Origin of the sequence: Tumebacillus lipolyticus (assembly GCF_042682745.1) — a bacterium.
GTDB classification, from domain to species: domain Bacteria; phylum Bacillota; class Bacilli; order Tumebacillales; family Tumebacillaceae; genus Tumebacillus_A; species Tumebacillus_A lipolyticus.
In genome coordinates, this window is sequence record NZ_JBHUIO010000006.1 from 100,276 (window position 1) to 114,430 (window position 14,155).

Here is a 14,155-nt window from a genome sequence, read left to right on the forward strand (position 1 = left end):
GTCACTTTCTTTAGTCCTCATCAAAAGATCTAACACAAGCAATCATTTCTATCAGTATTCATAAAAGAATAATGTCGCAGAAAAACGGAAGAGATCGCGATCATTCTTGAAGTTTTCCAATGATCATCCGCCCCTATTAAAAATACGAATATTCCAATCTTTTGATATCCTCTTCTCAAGCAAATCACAAGGAGTTGATACACTGTGAAAAAAATCGCTGTCGGAATGGTTTCCGCATTGGCGGTACTGGCATTGGCCAGCTCGATGAGCGCATCCGCATCTGAAGTCACGCAAGAAGTACAAGCTGACAAAGGCATCAAAGCTCTCTCGATCATCTCTCCAGAAGCATTCCCGTCCGAATCTGAGCCGAACGATACCAAATCGACGGCTAACCTGTTTGGAGTAGGAAAAAGCGGTACGATCGGAAAAGCAGGAGATGTGGACTGGTTCAAGTTCACTGCGGATATCACCGATTATGAACGCGTGCGACTGCTTGTGCCATATGGCAGCTATGACTATGATCTCTACGTGTATGACTCCACCGGTACAAATGTGATCGCAAGTTCAACCGGTGCTGGCAATGCGGATGAAACGCTCCGTTTCAACACGGTTGACGGGCAGACCTACTATATCGTGGTGAAAGGGTACTCCGGCTTCTCGCCGTCCGAGCCGTACGAAGTTGCCTTCTATTGATCAAACGATCGATCAAAAAAGCCTTTGCTCAGATGAATGAGCAAAGGCTTTTGTTCATACAGATTAGGATACGCAAGCGAAAAGCTGACAAGTTCAACAGCGGGTGTAGCGATCTGCCACCTTCGAAGCGACAAACGAGTCCGGCTTGATCCGCGCCTCATACCCGCTTCCTTCCACCCAGCCGACCAGCTCTTTGATCAGCGGTTCGGTCGCCCCGTTTTGCCCGACATCGAGATGCACTTCTAAGTTCTGCACCCGCTGATCGTGCAGCAGTTCGCGCAGTTTCCCGCACAGCATCAGCGATAAGGAAGCTTCGGTGAACATCCGCTGCTTCATGTTGGTGACCATCGGCCTCGTGCGTCGATGAAAATAATACCGCGCCCCTTTGCCCACTCGATGTACGATCAGCGCCGTCACGAAGGTGGTCTTCAGGCGCGATTCTTTATTTTGCGAGTCGGAGCCGATGATGATCTTATAGTCCTCTTGGGGCTCTGCGGCCATATAGTCCAGCAGGTCTTGGGCCACGAGCGCTAAGGAGAGCGTTCCTTTTGTCGGGTTTACAAAATCCATCAAGTCTCACCGCCCTTTGGTGATAGTTTATTCGGCGGTGAGGAGAATCATGTAGACGGGCGCCCAAACGGGCTCAGGAATTGAGCAATTGATCTGCAAGTCGGGCATACTCGGCTAAGGAGAGCGTCTCCCCGCGGCGGCTCGGCTCGATTTCGGCGCGTTCGAGCGCTGCCAAAATGCTCTCCTTGTCCCGCTTGGGCTGCAGGTTGTTCTGCAGGTTGTTGAGCAGCGTTTTCCGCCGCTGGGCGAACGACGCTTTGACCAGCGCGAAGAACAGCTTTTCGTCTGCCACCTGCACAGCGGGCGCTTTGCGAACTTTGAGCTTGATCACCGTCGACTCCACGTTGGGCGCCGGCATGAAGGATGATTCTGGCACGCGGCAGACCAGCTCCGGCTCTGTGTAGTATTGGACGGCGATCGACAGGGTGCCGTAGTCCTTGCCGCCCGGCTTCGCTGCCATCCGCTCCGCCACCTCGCGCTGCACCATCACGACGATATGGCGCAAGGGCAATCGCTCTTCGAGCAGCTTCATCACGATCGGCGTCGTGACATAGTAGGGCAGGTTGGCGACGACCGATACTTCCATGTCGGCAAACCAAGTGGCAAACAGCTCGTGCAGGTCGGTCTCCAGCACATCTGCGTGGTGGACATGCACATTGCTGTAAGGTGCGAGCGTCTCCGTCAAGACGGGGAGCAAGCGGTTGTCCTTTTCCACCGCGACCACCTGGCGAGCGCTTTCGCACAGCTCCTGGGTCAGCGTGCCGATGCCAGGGCCGATCTCCAGCGCCCCGTTCTGTTGATCAAGCTCTGCCGCCGTCACGATCTTGTCGAGGATGTTGCCGTCGATCAAAAAGTTCTGGCCGAGCGATTTTTTAAAATGAAAGCCGTGCCGATTCACCACATCGCGGGTGACAGCAGGCGAAACGAGCCGTTTGGTCATGATGAGCTTTTTCCTCCTTGGAGTTGAAACTGTGGTTCGATCTCCTGATACACGCGCTCAAACTCCTCGCGAGACACGCCGAGCATGTTCAGCTTTTTCCAGAGCGCCTTCGCGTTGCCGTAGCCGATCCCGAGCTTTTCGCCAAGATGCTGCCTCCGCGTCGCAGCTCGCGGATGTGCGGTCAGGCCGTACTCGGTCATCTCCGCCCAGGAGAACTCAGGCTCCTCGCCCGCCCAGTCGGTGCGAACGCTCTCCAGCGCCCGGCGGATCGCATCCGGCTTCGCATTCTCGATGCCGATGTCCCCGCCTGCCATCGCTTCGTGGCGGGGCAAGAACGCATGCTTGCAACCTGGCACGCGGCGGGCGACGATCCGTCTGATCCGCTCCCCCGCATGATCCGGGTCGGTGAAGAGGATCACCCCGCGATCGCGAGCGGCCCGCTCGACCTGTCGGAGAAACGTCTCGTTGACAGCAGAGCCGCCTGAGATCAGACAATCGGCGATGACAGCCGCATCGATCGCCTGTTTGTCATGATAGCCCTCAACGACGATCACTTCCTTGATTCTCATCTTTTCCCATCCCCTCAATGTTTGAAAAAAGCGAGTTCCGTGGGCCTCGCTGCCGCTTGGAACTCGCAGATCATCCGATCAGTTGTTGCTAAAGCTCAGCTTTCGACGCCGCAAGCCGACATTGAGCACGATCCCGATCAGCATGAAGTTGACGAGGATCGAAGAGCCGCCATACGAGATGAACGGCAGCGTGACCCCGGTCATCGGCATCAGCTGCAACGACATGCCGATGTTCTCGAAGATCTGGAAGATGAACATCCCCGCGACCATCGCGCAGATGTAGAAGCCGGTGCGATCCTTCGCGGAAAACCCGTTCATGACGATGCGGTAGAGCAACAGGAAGAACAGGAAGATCAGCGCGACCGCCCCGACGAAGCCGAGCTCCTCCCCGATGGTGCTGAAGATAAAGTCGGTGTGCTGTGCGGGCACCCAGTTCCCTTGGGTCTGTGAGCCCTGATACAGCCCTTTGCCGAACAGCTGTCCCGAACCGATGGCAATTTTCGCTTGATAGACCTGAAATCCGTCACGGGTCAGATCTTGTTCTGGATGGATAAACGTGTGGAAACGCTTGAGCTGATGCTCTTCCAAAACACCTTTCTCAGCAAGAAAATCCATCCCAGACAAAAACTGTTCCGGATAGACCATCGTCAAGGTGAAGAACAAAGCTAACGCAACAGATGCGGAGCCGAGCATCCACCAGAACCACTTTTTCGGCAAATGCATAAACAGAGCGGTGGCGACGATCGCCATCAGCATCATCGTCTGACCGAGATCAGGTTCGGCGACGATCAGCCCGATGCCCAAGATCGACGCTCCGGTGATCAGCAGATAGCTGCGGGTAGGATCGGGCAACTTCCCGTCCTCATCCTCCTGCTCGTTGGCCAAGTATTTGGCCAGCATCAGGATGAACACCACCTTAAAAAACTCGGACGGCTGCAGATTGGTGCCGCCTGGCAGCGGAATCCAACCGTACGCGCCTGTCTCAGCGGCGACGCTGGGAAATAGAAAGACGACGCACAGCAGCACGATGATCGTCCAATAGGCGAACTCAATATAGCGCAGCAAGTGCCGATAATCGATGCGCATCAGAACAAACATCGTGATCAGCCCGAGGCCGATCCACACCGATTGCTTGATCACAAACAGCGTGCTACCGCCTTCAAACGAACGAGTCGCACTGGAAATCGCAAGCAGACTCGCGCCGCAGATGGCGATGACCACAAGAATCAAAAAGAAGTCCAGATCCTTCAACCAACGCAATCTATTATTGCTCATCGAGCATACCTCTCCCACGTTTGATCTTGACAAACTCCAGTACCGTCCCATTATAGCAAACCGGCACCAAAAAAAGGAGAGGAAGAGGTCACTTCCGTAAAATTCCCTTGTAAGAAAAAGGATATTCCTTCTATGTGTAAAAGGTTGCGCTCACTTCCCGAAAATTGAAATCGGTTGGGTGGCTCGAAAAGAAGTAGAACGCATAAAATGATGGTCAGCTTTGATCAAAAAGAGTCGAAAATCGCCGATTTCTGCTAATCGAACTCGCGGTACACAGGTCATCCAGACGCAAAAGCCATTGCTTCCACAGGCAGGTCCGCTGCCTCACTAAAATTTTCTAACAATTTAAATAATTATTGATCTATCAAATTAACAATGATACATTACTATCATAAAATAAAATAGGCGGTGACGAACTTGATAGAGAAATTTTCTGCCCTGCTTGGGATAAAGCCGGATGTCGAGCCGAAAGAGGATCTCCTCTGCCTCTTCCAGCCCGAATGCTCCTCCGCCTACGCAAGTTTCAGCGATAAAAATGGCATGTTGACCTTCGTACGCTGTGACTGCTTCTAAACACAGTTGCACAAAAAAGGCTGTCGCATCGACGCGACAGCCTTTCTTGTTGCTCGCCTATCACCGAGCCCCTCTCATGTCAGCCCCTGAAATCAAACAAGTAAAACGACCGATACCACTCCATCGATCATTGACTGCCGGAGAAGAGCATCCGGTAATTCCACAAGTCGGATAAAAAGATCCGACTGCAAGGCGCCTTTTGCTTCCAAACTAGAAATCGAAATTGTCCGGATCTGGTCCGACCCTGCGATGCTGATCGAGGGCGGAGATCGCAGCCATATCGGCATCGCTCAACGAGAAGTCAAAGAGCGCCGCGTTGGACTGAATCCGGCTGGCGTGGATCGACTTCGGAATCGTTGCCCAGCCGCTTTGGAGCTGCCAGCGCAGCACGATCTGCGCGACCGATTTTCCTGCGCGTTCCGCAATCTCCATGAGCACCGGCTCTCCCAAGATTTCCCCCTGCATCAGCGGCGACCAGGCGACGGGCAAGATGCCTTGTTCGTCTAAAAATCGCTTCAGCTCCGCCTGAACGAGTCGCGGATGGCGCTCCACTTGATCGATCGCCGGCTTCACCGTCGCCTCTTTCAGCAGTTTTTCCAGGTGGTGGATGTGAAAATTGCTCACTCCGATCGCGCCGACGCGCCCTTCGCGATACAGAGTTTCGAGCGCCTTCCAGCTCTCCAGATATTTACCCTCAACCGGCCAGTGGATCAGGTACAGGTCGAGAGATTCCAAGCCGAGCTTTTTCAAGCTGGTCTCATAGGCGGCAATCGCGCTCTCATAGCCCTGATCTGAATTCCACAGTTTCGAAGTGATAAACAGATCGTCTCGCGTAAGCCCGGTGCGCTTCAGCCCGCGGCGGATCCCTTCGCCTACGCCCTCTTCGTTCTGGTAGATGGCTGCCGTATCGATATGACGATAGCCGACGACGATCGCCTCCTCAACAGCCTGAATGACCGCATCGCCCTCCTCGACCTTGAAGACGCCTAGACCGAGCCACGGAAAAGGTTTCCCGTGGTTTAGTTTTACAGTCGCTTGCAAGTTTTGCATGTGATGATCCTCCTCATCGATCTGGTTTGAATTCAAGATGATCAGCATCTTGAAAAGTTAGCATTCTGCCCCGAACCTTATGTTCGCTCCAGCCTGGCGGAAATCCCCGTCAGCAGCACCGCAACGATCACCAGCAAAGCGCCGACCCACGGAGTATGCACAAGCCCGAAGGAATTTACAACAAGTCCTCCGATCACCGAGCCGATCGCAATGCCGATGTTGAACGCTGAAATGTTGATCGCAGAAGCTACATCCACTGCTGCTGGAAAATATTTTTCGGCCAGTTGGACAACATACAGCTGAAGGCCGGGAACATTCATGAAGGCGAACAGACCCATCAAAAGCACCCCGATGATGCCGGCCGTTCGATATGGCACAAGAAATGTCAGCAGGACCAACACGGCTGCTTGCAGGATGAACATGATGAAGAGCGCGCGAATCGGGCTCTTGTTGGCCCATCTTCCACCTAGCGAATTGCCGATTGCCACAGCCAGACCATAGCCGATCAACATGATGTTGATCGCGCCGCTGCTCAACCCGGTCACATCGTGCAGGAGCGGTGTCAGATAGGTAAACGCAACGAACGTCCCGCCATAGCCGAGCGCCGTGATCAGAAAGGCGAGCACCAATCGGCCGTTGGTGATCAATTTGATCATATCCGAAAACGCAACCGGAGGGGATTGCTTCAATCGATTGGGAATCAGAATCGCGCTGGCGATGAGCGCGATCAGCCCTAATAAGGCCACGCCGGCAAATGTCGCCCGCCAGTTGAAGAATTCCCCGATCAAAGTCCCAAGCGGAACACCGGTCACGATCGCGATCGTCAGGCCAGTAAACATCAGGGCGATCGCGCTCGCCTTTTTTTCGGGGGCGACCAATTGAACCGCGATGGTCGATCCGATGGAAAAGAATACACCGTGCGAGAACGCTGTGACAAAACGAGCGATCAACAACAGCTCAAACGATGGGGAAAGCGCAGCAATCCCGTTGCCGATGATGAACAACCCCATCAGCGACATCAGCAGCTTCTTGCGGCTCATCCGATTGGTCAGCGCGGTGATGATCGGTGCTCCGACCGCGACACCGATCGCATAGCCGGAAATCAGCAGGCCCGCGAACGTAAGGCCGATATTTAGATCCTCGGCGATCGAGGTGAGCAGTCCGACAGGAACAAACTCTGTGGTTCCGATTCCATATGCGCTGATCGCCAGAGCGATCAAAGCCCAAGTTCCCGATTGCGTCGACATGCTGGATCGGGACGCCGATCGAGAAATATGCAAGCTCATCGTGATCCTCCTCTATCAGATCATATTGTGTGACCTTTACTTCTGGTTCACGAGTGTTATTATATAGCCGTAAAGTTGCTGCTGATAAGTACGCACTTTCAAGTGATATAGGCACTCCAAAGTAATATAGGCACCAAAAAGTTCCTATCTGATGAGGAGGAGACGCGGACGATGAAATACAACATTCCGGTCGAAGCTACGCTCGAAGTGATCGGAGGAAAGTGGAAGGTCGTTATCATGTGCCACCTGATCAAAGGGGAGAAGCGAACCAGCGAGCTAAAACGACTGATGCCGGGCATCACACAGAAGATGCTGACCCAGCAATTGCGCGAGCTTGAACATGATGGGGTGCTGCAGAGAGAGATTTTTGAACAAGTTCCGCCAAAGGTCATCTATTCGCTAACCGATTATGGCTGGTCCTTACGCCCCATTCTCGATTCGATGTGTGCATGGGGAGAACAACATATTGAACAGTCGGCAAAAAACAGTAATACCGTTTCCGGATGATTCACTCTGTGCTGTCTTTCTAGTCGCCATATCAACTGGTGACTAGAAGCTTCCAATCTGCTTCACCTGACTCGCAACAGGGTTAACTCTGCACCTTTCCTGCCGCAAATTTCCCCGACAAAACTTTCGATCCGATCTTCAGAGTTTTTCTCACCTCGTCCATCCGGTTCCGATTTTTTTTGCAATACGCCTCGGCAATTGCCGAACTCCTTCCGATCTACCTCCAATTCTGGTACAACGCTCATCTTCATGATCAGATTCTCCAGCCGTTTGCTTGACCTTCTCACAGCCGCAGCAACATTCGGATGGTGTGTAAGTGGTAGCTTCCCTGCAAAAATTCTGATTGTCACGCATTCACCCATGCGAAAAGTAGGTTCTGTTCTTCTACCACCTCCAATATCCATAGAAAAGAGGAGGTGTTTTGAGATGATTGCTAAGTTTTCAGCTCTAATCGGTGTCAAACAAGAGACCGCTTCCGCAGAACCCGAATATGTGATCTCATGCGGTTCATACCCAGGTTGTACCGATCCCCGCGGTGCCGTATTTTTCTGGTTTAACAACCAACCGGTCTACCAGTATTGCGGCTGTGACTACTACGGATCATAAACGACCTCAGAAGAAGCTTCTCCTGAACAGGCTTGTCTTAAACTTAGACAAGCCTGTTTCCTTTTCGCTCCCACCAAAGATTCTTCTATTTTTTAAAAAATTATTGATAAAATTATATATTAATGATAATATTACATTATTACAGAAAATTCACAGTATAGGAGGGTTTGTTGATGCTCGAAAAATTTTCGAATCTGATTGGTGTCAATCAGGCATCCAAAATCGAACCGGAAGTACTGGTTGACTGCCGCGCCGACAGAAGATGTACCGATGTCACGATGGAAGCTACCTTCCACATCCTGCCGAATGGCACTTGGGTCTTCCAACACTGCGGGTGCTACTAAGGTAGAAAAGGCATCATGAAAAGACTGTCGCCCTGACAGTCTTCTTCATCTGTCTCCGCTAACGGTGATTTTATTACGAGCAGCTTGACTAAAAATGGGAAGGAGATGCAGCGATGATTTCGAAATTTTCCGCTTTAATCGGTGTCAAACAACCGGATGCGATCCGCATCATCGTAGGGGTGTACTGCGCTCCCTTCTTCCATTGTGCACCCCCGAAACTTGCGACCTACGTCATGTACGAAGACTCGGACGAACCGGAATTTTCGGGGTGCTATTGCGACCAATGAGTGCGAACGAGCAAGCTACGTGAACTGGTTTTGAATCGCAGGGAACGTCTGGCTGCCGCATCACGCGGTAGCCTTTTTGTTTATTTATTAAAATATTATTGATTTTATATACCTAAAATGATATAATTGGTAATGTAAGGAAAAATTCCAAACAAGGAGATGATCTCTGATGTTTACCAAGTTTTCTGCACTGATCGGTGTGAAACAGCAATCTGTAGTTGAACCGGAGGTGGAATTTGGTTGCCAATGGAAGGCGTCCTGCGTAACACCCGGCAACAAAGATGGCATGGCAACCTACTATGTGATCGATCGCAAGGCAGTATTCCAATACTGCGGTTGCACCGACTAAGGGGTTAATAGGAACGGGCTGTCGCATCGACAATCTTTTTCATCTGCATCAGGAAGGAGGTGTTCTGATGCTAAACAAGTTCTCAGCTCTCATCGGTGTGAAGCAGGTCGTATCTGTTGAGCCGGAGGTCCTGATCTCCTGCGAGAATTCCTACGATTGCACCAGCTATCCTTTCGAGGCCACTTTCCATTGGTACAACAACGAGCGTGTCTTCCAACACTGTGGTTGCTAAGAACCGTTCCTTTCAAAAGCTGGTGGTATAGCAGATGATTTCCAAGCTTTTCGCGCTGATCGAGGTCGAGCAAGCGGGCTTCGTCGTCGAACAGGAGTTCATAAGTTACTGCGGCAATCACCCCGATTGCAACGATCAAGAGCGGCGGCGTTCTGCTAGCTCGATGGAAAGCAGGTCTACGACTACTGCGGATATCTCCTCGACATGAGCGAACTGGTTTTAAAACCCTGGCTGTCGCGCTGCGACAGTCTTTTCTTTTTCTATTTTTTGTTAAAATATTATTGATCGAAAATAAGATAAATAATATAATAAAAAATGTAACGAAAAACTTCAAACAAGGAGATGTCGCTTATGATTACCAAGTTTTCTGCACTGATCGGTGTAAAACAGGAATCTGTAGTTGAACCAGAGGCGATCATTGGTTGCCAAAATACCCCGTACTGCGTAACCCCCAGCAACAGAAATGGCGAGGCAACCTACCATTGGATCAATGGCCAGGCAGTATTCCAATACTGCGATTGCTAAGCAACGATTGTCCTAAGCAACGAATAGAAACGGGCTGTCGCACTGCGACAGCCTTTTCATTGCTTACATCTGATACAGACATCTGCTGCAACCATCGGGCATATGACAAATTATTCTAAAAATATTATTGATTACATTACTTATTAATGATAATATTATAATTGTTAGAGAATACTTCAAGCGAGGAGGTGCTGCAAATGCTCGACAAGTTCTCCGCTCTGATCGGTGTAAACCGAGATTCGATCGTCGAACCTGAAGCTCCCGCCGACTGCGCGTATCACAGCAGTTGCACGTCCTACCCCTACTCTGAAGGATTGTACGTTTTGCTCGGAAACAATTGGGTGTTCCGACAATGCGGCTGTTAAGCAAGCAGATCTTCCACAATTACATTGGAGGTGTTGTACATGCTTGACAAGTTCTCTGCTCTGATCGGTGTGAAACAAGATTCGATCGTCGAACCTGATGCTGATGTTTCCTGCGCGACCCACATTAACTGCCAGACTTACCCCTACGAGGCATCGTTCATTTGGATTAACAACAAACCGGTTTTCCAACACTGCGGCTGCTAAACCAGCAGGTATGTCACCTATTGGATTGACATGAACGACAATCAGTCCTTCAAAAAATGCGACTGTGACTACCGACAAGTCTGTGAGAACTAAAAGGGAACAGGCTGTTGCATCATGGCAGTCTGTTCCTTTTCCATAGCTCCTGCAGACCTGACCTCTCTTCACAACCTACCTGCCACACATTCTGAACGATCCGTTCGACGGGGTGAGATCTCATGCAAACTACAACAGCGCTTCTAGCCATTTTCTGCTGCACCATGCTCGGCCTGGCATTGATCTGGACCCGCAGACTGCGCGGGGAGATCGCTTTCCTGCCGACCGAAGGGCAATCATCTGTCGCCAGCCTGCATCCGCTGATCGGACTCCAGCTTGCAGATGCCATGCCTTGGCCGGAGCATCTGAAACAACGGGAAGCGGTCGTGATGTTCTCTTCGCCGACCTGCCCCCCCTGCCAGAAGGAGATCGAAGACTATCTCCAAGCATTCCAAGGAAACGCTCCTGCACTTCCACTTCTTGTGGTCTTGCGAGCGGAGAAACAGGATGCGTATGAAAAGTATGTCAAAAAATATGGTGATCTCGTCCAGATCATCTCAGCAGACGATCAGCTGCTGCACGAGCAACTGCAGGTCACCGCCTTCCCGACCGCTTGCCTCGTCGATGCGCGAGGCGTCGTGACGCGGGTTGAGCGACCGATGGTCAAGCTGTTTGCGCAAACGCCTAAAGCAACAGCGCCCACAGAGCAGCATCGCGGGGCGTCGGCCGCCGCGAACGGGTGAGCGGATGAAGATGAAGCATCTGCTCAAATCGGTTCGCATGGTCTGGAAGCTCGGCAAAGCGTGGTTGATCACCACGATCCTCTTCAGCATCATCGCCGGCTTGATCCCGGTCACCGCGCTCTGGATCACCAAAGAGCTGATCAACGCGGTCGCCAACCTGATCATGGATCAGGCGGGGGACTACCGACTGGCGCTCAGCCTGCTGTTGCTGCAGTTTCTGATCAGCCTGTTCTCCTCGGTGATGACCAATTGGCAAGAGTATTTGGATCGCAAGATCGAGCTTCGGCTCGACCATGATCTGCAACAGGTGATCTTGGCCAAGACCACCTCTGTGCCGCTCGCCTATTTTGACATCCCCGATTTTTATCATCATCTCAGCCGCGTGCAGGGCAATCAGGGCTCGCGGTTTGTCTCGCCGATCCGCAACCTGCTCAACATCGGAAAATCGGGGATCGTGATCGGGTCCTTCCTGATCTACCTGTTCACCGTGCATTGGAGCTTGGTCTTGCTCAGCCTGGTCGCAGCCGTTCCGATCTTTTTGGTGCAGAGAAAGTTTGGCAACTCTAAATTCCGCCTGTTTCTGTTCCAGACGCCGCTCGCTCGGGAGGCCAACTACACGAGCCACCTGTTGCAAGATCGCAACGCGGCAAAGGAGATTCGGCTGTTCGGGCTGGCGTCCCACCTGGCCAAGCGCTGGTCGGACCGATTTTGGCGGAATGCCAACCAGTCGCTCAAGCTGTTGCGCAAGCAGCAGCTGGCAGATGTCGGGCTGGACGGTTTGACCGCGCTGTTCTATGTCGGCTCTGCCGGGATCATCATCTGGCTGATCCGCACCACCTCGGTGAAGATCGGCGACTTTGTGGCGATCGGGCAGGCGGTGCAAGGAACGCAGAGCTCGATCAACCAGATCTCGATGCTCTCCGCACGGATTTATGAAGAGAGCCTGTACATCCAAAACTTTTTCCACTTCCTCGAATATGAAAATCAAGCGCTGATCAGCGAGACGGGCACGCAGCCCTTCCCCGCCCCGCTGAAGACTGGGATCGAGATCGATGCTGTGACCTTTTCCTATCCAGGTCAGGACAGGCCGGTCTTGCAAAACGTTTCCTTCCAGATTCGCCCAGGCGAAAAGGTCGCGATCGTCGGCGAGAACGGATCGGGCAAGACCACGCTGGTCAAATGTCTGATGGGCCTCTATCCGGTCACATCGGGCAGCATCTCGCTGGATGGCCTGAACATCAAGCAGATCGACAAGAGCGACCTCTATCAGCATATTACGGTCATCTTTCAGGACTATATGCGGTACTCCTATTCCGCTCACGACAACATCGCCTTTGGCGACATCGAGCGGCTCGACGATCATCCGCATGTCCAAGAGGTGGCGGCGACCAGCGGCGTCGATGAGTTTGTCCAGAAGTTCCCCAACGGCTACAACACCTACTTGGGCCGTTTTTTACAGGATGGCGAAGACCTCTCGGGGGGCCAATGGCAAAAGATCGCGTTGGCGCGCGCCCTGTTTCGGGATGGGGATGTGATCATCCTCGACGAGCCGACCGCCGCGCTCGATCCGCATGCGGAGATGGAAGTGTTCCGCCAGTTCGAATCGCTGACTCGCGACAAGACTTCGATCTTCATCTCGCACCGGATGTCTGCCGCGCGGATGGCAGACCGCATCATCGTGATGAAGGATGGGCAGGTTGTCGAGATCGGCTCCCACGAGGAGTTGATCGCCTTAAACGCCGAGTACGCTCAGATGTACGGCGCACAGGCAAAATGGTACGCCTGATCGATCACAGGTAGCAGGAACTTCACAGGAAACGAGGTGAGCCTCATGGAAGAGGCATCCCTATATTTTGCTCTCGTGCTCGCCATGCTCTTTCTGAGCACAGGCTGGTCGAAGGTGAGGAAGATGGAAGAGCATGTGCTGATCGTCAAAGACTATCAGATTCTGCCCGCCGCATGGGCCGGAATCTTCGCCCGCGCCGAAGTGTGGGTCGAACTGCTGCTCGGCGCCCTGTTCGCCGTCGGCCTGTACCGCACCTCTGCGGCATTGGTCGGGGCGGGGCTGCTTGTGATCTACACGCTCGCCATCGCGATCAACCTCTTTCGTGGACGAAAGGAAGTGTCCTGCGGATGCGGTGGAGCGGCCGGCACGCATCAGCTGTCGTGGTGGCTCGTCGCTCGCAACCTCCTGCTGATCTGCCTCTGCGGGTATGTCGCGACGATCGCCACCGCGTATGGCAGTTTGGACAGCATGCTCGCAGGAGGAGCGGTAGGTAGTTCGTTCGGATTTGGCTTTTGGATGATGGCGGTGATGGCCGGGCTTTCCTTGCTCGCGCTCTCGCTTGGAAGCGAGCTTGCTGTGATGCGAAAACAGATGGGCAGATTGGTGAAGCCGATCGGAAGGAGCTTGTAGATGGAAACCTTTCTTTTGATCTCCAACATCGGACTGTGGATTTTTGTCGCCGTCCAATTGGTCGTCATCTTTATGCTGACCAAGCTGATCACACAGTTTCTCAACCGTTTTCGCACCGATGGATCACAGGTGGGGAAACTGACGCTGAAGGCGGGAATGAAGGCGCCGCTGTTTCGGGAGGAGGATCAGCACGGCACGATGGTCAAGCTCGCCGAACACCAGGGCGAGCATTCGCTGCTCCTCTTCACGAAGCAAGGGTGCTCGATCTGCCAGGAGCTGATCACCCACCTCCCGCACGTGCAGCAGGCGCACCCCAACCTGCGCCTGCTGGTGATCAGCGGCGAATCGGAAGAGGAGGCGCAGAAACAAGTGCCGGCAGGTGTGCATCATCTGCGTTCGCGCTTTGTGATGTCCAACTATCACATCGAGAAAGTGCCAGCCGCCGTGCTGATCAATCCGGAAGGGCAGATTCTGGCCAACGAAACGCTGAGCAATGCCAACCAGCTGCTCAACATCATCAAAGTGCACTTTCGTCAAGCCAGTTGAACAGAAGCTGATCAAAAAAGCCCTATTGACCATGATGATCAA

The 14,155-nt window shown here is 52.7% G+C and carries 19 protein-coding genes; 12 read left to right on the forward strand and 7 right to left on the reverse strand.

Annotated elements, in window-relative coordinates; all coding sequences use genetic code 11:
- Positions 1–204: 204 nt before the first annotated feature.
- Positions 205–693 carry a PPC domain-containing protein gene (locus tag ACFSOY_RS11945; RefSeq protein ID WP_386046947.1) on the forward strand — a complete coding sequence of 163 codons (489 nt, stop codon included), beginning with the start codon at positions 205–207 and terminating at the stop codon, positions 691–693.
- A 93-nt stretch (positions 694–786) separates the two neighbouring features.
- On the opposite strand, the gene ACFSOY_RS11950 is transcribed toward ACFSOY_RS11945, so the two are convergent.
- The 6 genes from ACFSOY_RS11950 to ACFSOY_RS11975 form a co-directional block, all read right to left on the reverse strand.
- Positions 787–1,263: a ribonuclease H-like YkuK family protein gene (locus ACFSOY_RS11950; protein ID WP_386046949.1), complete on the reverse strand. Its 477-nt coding sequence runs from the start codon at positions 1,261–1,263 to the stop codon at positions 787–789.
- 73 nt (positions 1,264–1,336) lie between these two features.
- Positions 1,337–2,203: a 16S rRNA (adenine(1518)-N(6)/adenine(1519)-N(6))-dimethyltransferase RsmA gene (gene rsmA / locus ACFSOY_RS11955; RefSeq protein WP_386046950.1), complete on the reverse strand. Its 867-nt coding sequence runs from the start codon at positions 2,201–2,203 to the stop codon at positions 1,337–1,339.
- Positions 2,200–2,772 (reverse strand): ribonuclease M5, encoded by a 573-nt coding sequence (gene rnmV, locus ACFSOY_RS11960; protein ID WP_386046952.1) that lies wholly within the window; start codon positions 2,770–2,772, stop codon positions 2,200–2,202. The genes rsmA and rnmV overlap by 4 nt, the downstream gene beginning before the upstream one ends.
- Positions 2,773–2,850: 78 nt before the next feature.
- The gene (locus tag ACFSOY_RS11965) at positions 2,851–4,047 is read right to left on the reverse strand and encodes an FtsW/RodA/SpoVE family cell cycle protein (RefSeq protein WP_386046953.1); all 1,197 of its coding nucleotides are present in this window, start codon (positions 4,045–4,047) and stop codon (positions 2,851–2,853) included.
- Positions 4,048–4,830: 783 nt separating this feature from the next.
- Positions 4,831–5,670 (reverse strand): aldo/keto reductase, encoded by an 840-nt coding sequence (locus ACFSOY_RS11970; protein WP_386046955.1) that lies wholly within the window; start codon positions 5,668–5,670, stop codon positions 4,831–4,833.
- A gap of 77 nt (positions 5,671–5,747) precedes the next feature.
- On the reverse strand, positions 5,748–6,956 hold the full coding sequence (locus ACFSOY_RS11975) for an MFS transporter (protein WP_386046957.1): 1,209 nt from the start codon (positions 6,954–6,956) through the stop codon (positions 5,748–5,750).
- A gap of 171 nt (positions 6,957–7,127) precedes the next feature.
- Between ACFSOY_RS11975 and ACFSOY_RS11980 the strand changes: the two genes are divergently transcribed.
- Entirely contained in the window at positions 7,128–7,463 is a 336-nt protein-coding gene (locus tag ACFSOY_RS11980) for a winged helix-turn-helix transcriptional regulator (RefSeq protein WP_386046959.1), read from the forward strand.
- 62 nt (positions 7,464–7,525) lie between these two features.
- Here ACFSOY_RS11980 and ACFSOY_RS11985 read toward each other — a convergent pair whose 3' ends face one another.
- Positions 7,526–8,023: a hypothetical protein gene (locus tag ACFSOY_RS11985; protein ID WP_386046961.1), complete on the reverse strand. Its 498-nt coding sequence runs from the start codon at positions 8,021–8,023 to the stop codon at positions 7,526–7,528.
- Positions 8,024–8,242: 219 nt separating this feature from the next.
- On the opposite strand from ACFSOY_RS11985, the gene ACFSOY_RS11990 reads away from it, so the two are divergent.
- From ACFSOY_RS11990 to ACFSOY_RS12035, 10 genes are all read left to right on the forward strand, one after another.
- On the forward strand, positions 8,243–8,413 hold the full coding sequence (locus tag ACFSOY_RS11990; protein WP_386046963.1) for a hypothetical protein: 171 nt from the start codon (positions 8,243–8,245) through the stop codon (positions 8,411–8,413).
- 456 nt (positions 8,414–8,869) lie between these two features.
- Positions 8,870–9,049, forward strand: coding sequence for a hypothetical protein (locus tag ACFSOY_RS11995; protein WP_386046965.1), 180 nt, complete (start codon positions 8,870–8,872; stop codon positions 9,047–9,049).
- A gap of 67 nt (positions 9,050–9,116) precedes the next feature.
- Positions 9,117–9,281: a hypothetical protein gene (locus ACFSOY_RS12000; protein ID WP_386046966.1), complete on the forward strand. Its 165-nt coding sequence runs from the start codon at positions 9,117–9,119 to the stop codon at positions 9,279–9,281.
- A 34-nt stretch (positions 9,282–9,315) separates the two neighbouring features.
- Complete coding sequence (locus tag ACFSOY_RS12005; RefSeq protein ID WP_386046967.1) at positions 9,316–9,489, forward strand: hypothetical protein; 174 nt, start codon at positions 9,316–9,318, stop codon at positions 9,487–9,489.
- 143 nt (positions 9,490–9,632) lie between these two features.
- Positions 9,633–9,806, forward strand: coding sequence for a hypothetical protein (locus ACFSOY_RS12010; protein WP_386046969.1), 174 nt, complete (start codon positions 9,633–9,635; stop codon positions 9,804–9,806).
- Between the two features lie 197 nt (positions 9,807–10,003).
- On the forward strand, positions 10,004–10,171 hold the full coding sequence (locus ACFSOY_RS12015) for a hypothetical protein (protein ID WP_386046971.1): 168 nt from the start codon (positions 10,004–10,006) through the stop codon (positions 10,169–10,171).
- Positions 10,172–10,590: 419 nt separating this feature from the next.
- Complete coding sequence (locus ACFSOY_RS12020; RefSeq protein ID WP_386046973.1) at positions 10,591–11,151, forward strand: TlpA family protein disulfide reductase; 561 nt, start codon at positions 10,591–10,593, stop codon at positions 11,149–11,151.
- Complete coding sequence (locus ACFSOY_RS12025) at positions 11,081–12,937, forward strand: ABC transporter ATP-binding protein (RefSeq protein ID WP_386046975.1); 1,857 nt, start codon at positions 11,081–11,083, stop codon at positions 12,935–12,937. The genes ACFSOY_RS12020 and ACFSOY_RS12025 overlap by 71 nt, the downstream gene beginning before the upstream one ends.
- 45 nt (positions 12,938–12,982) lie before the next feature.
- On the forward strand, positions 12,983–13,567 hold the full coding sequence (locus tag ACFSOY_RS12030) for a MauE/DoxX family redox-associated membrane protein (RefSeq protein WP_386046977.1): 585 nt from the start codon (positions 12,983–12,985) through the stop codon (positions 13,565–13,567).
- The gene (locus tag ACFSOY_RS12035; protein ID WP_386046979.1) at positions 13,568–14,113 is read left to right on the forward strand and encodes a peroxiredoxin family protein; all 546 of its coding nucleotides are present in this window, start codon (positions 13,568–13,570) and stop codon (positions 14,111–14,113) included.
- The last annotated feature ends 42 nt before the right edge of the window (positions 14,114–14,155 follow it).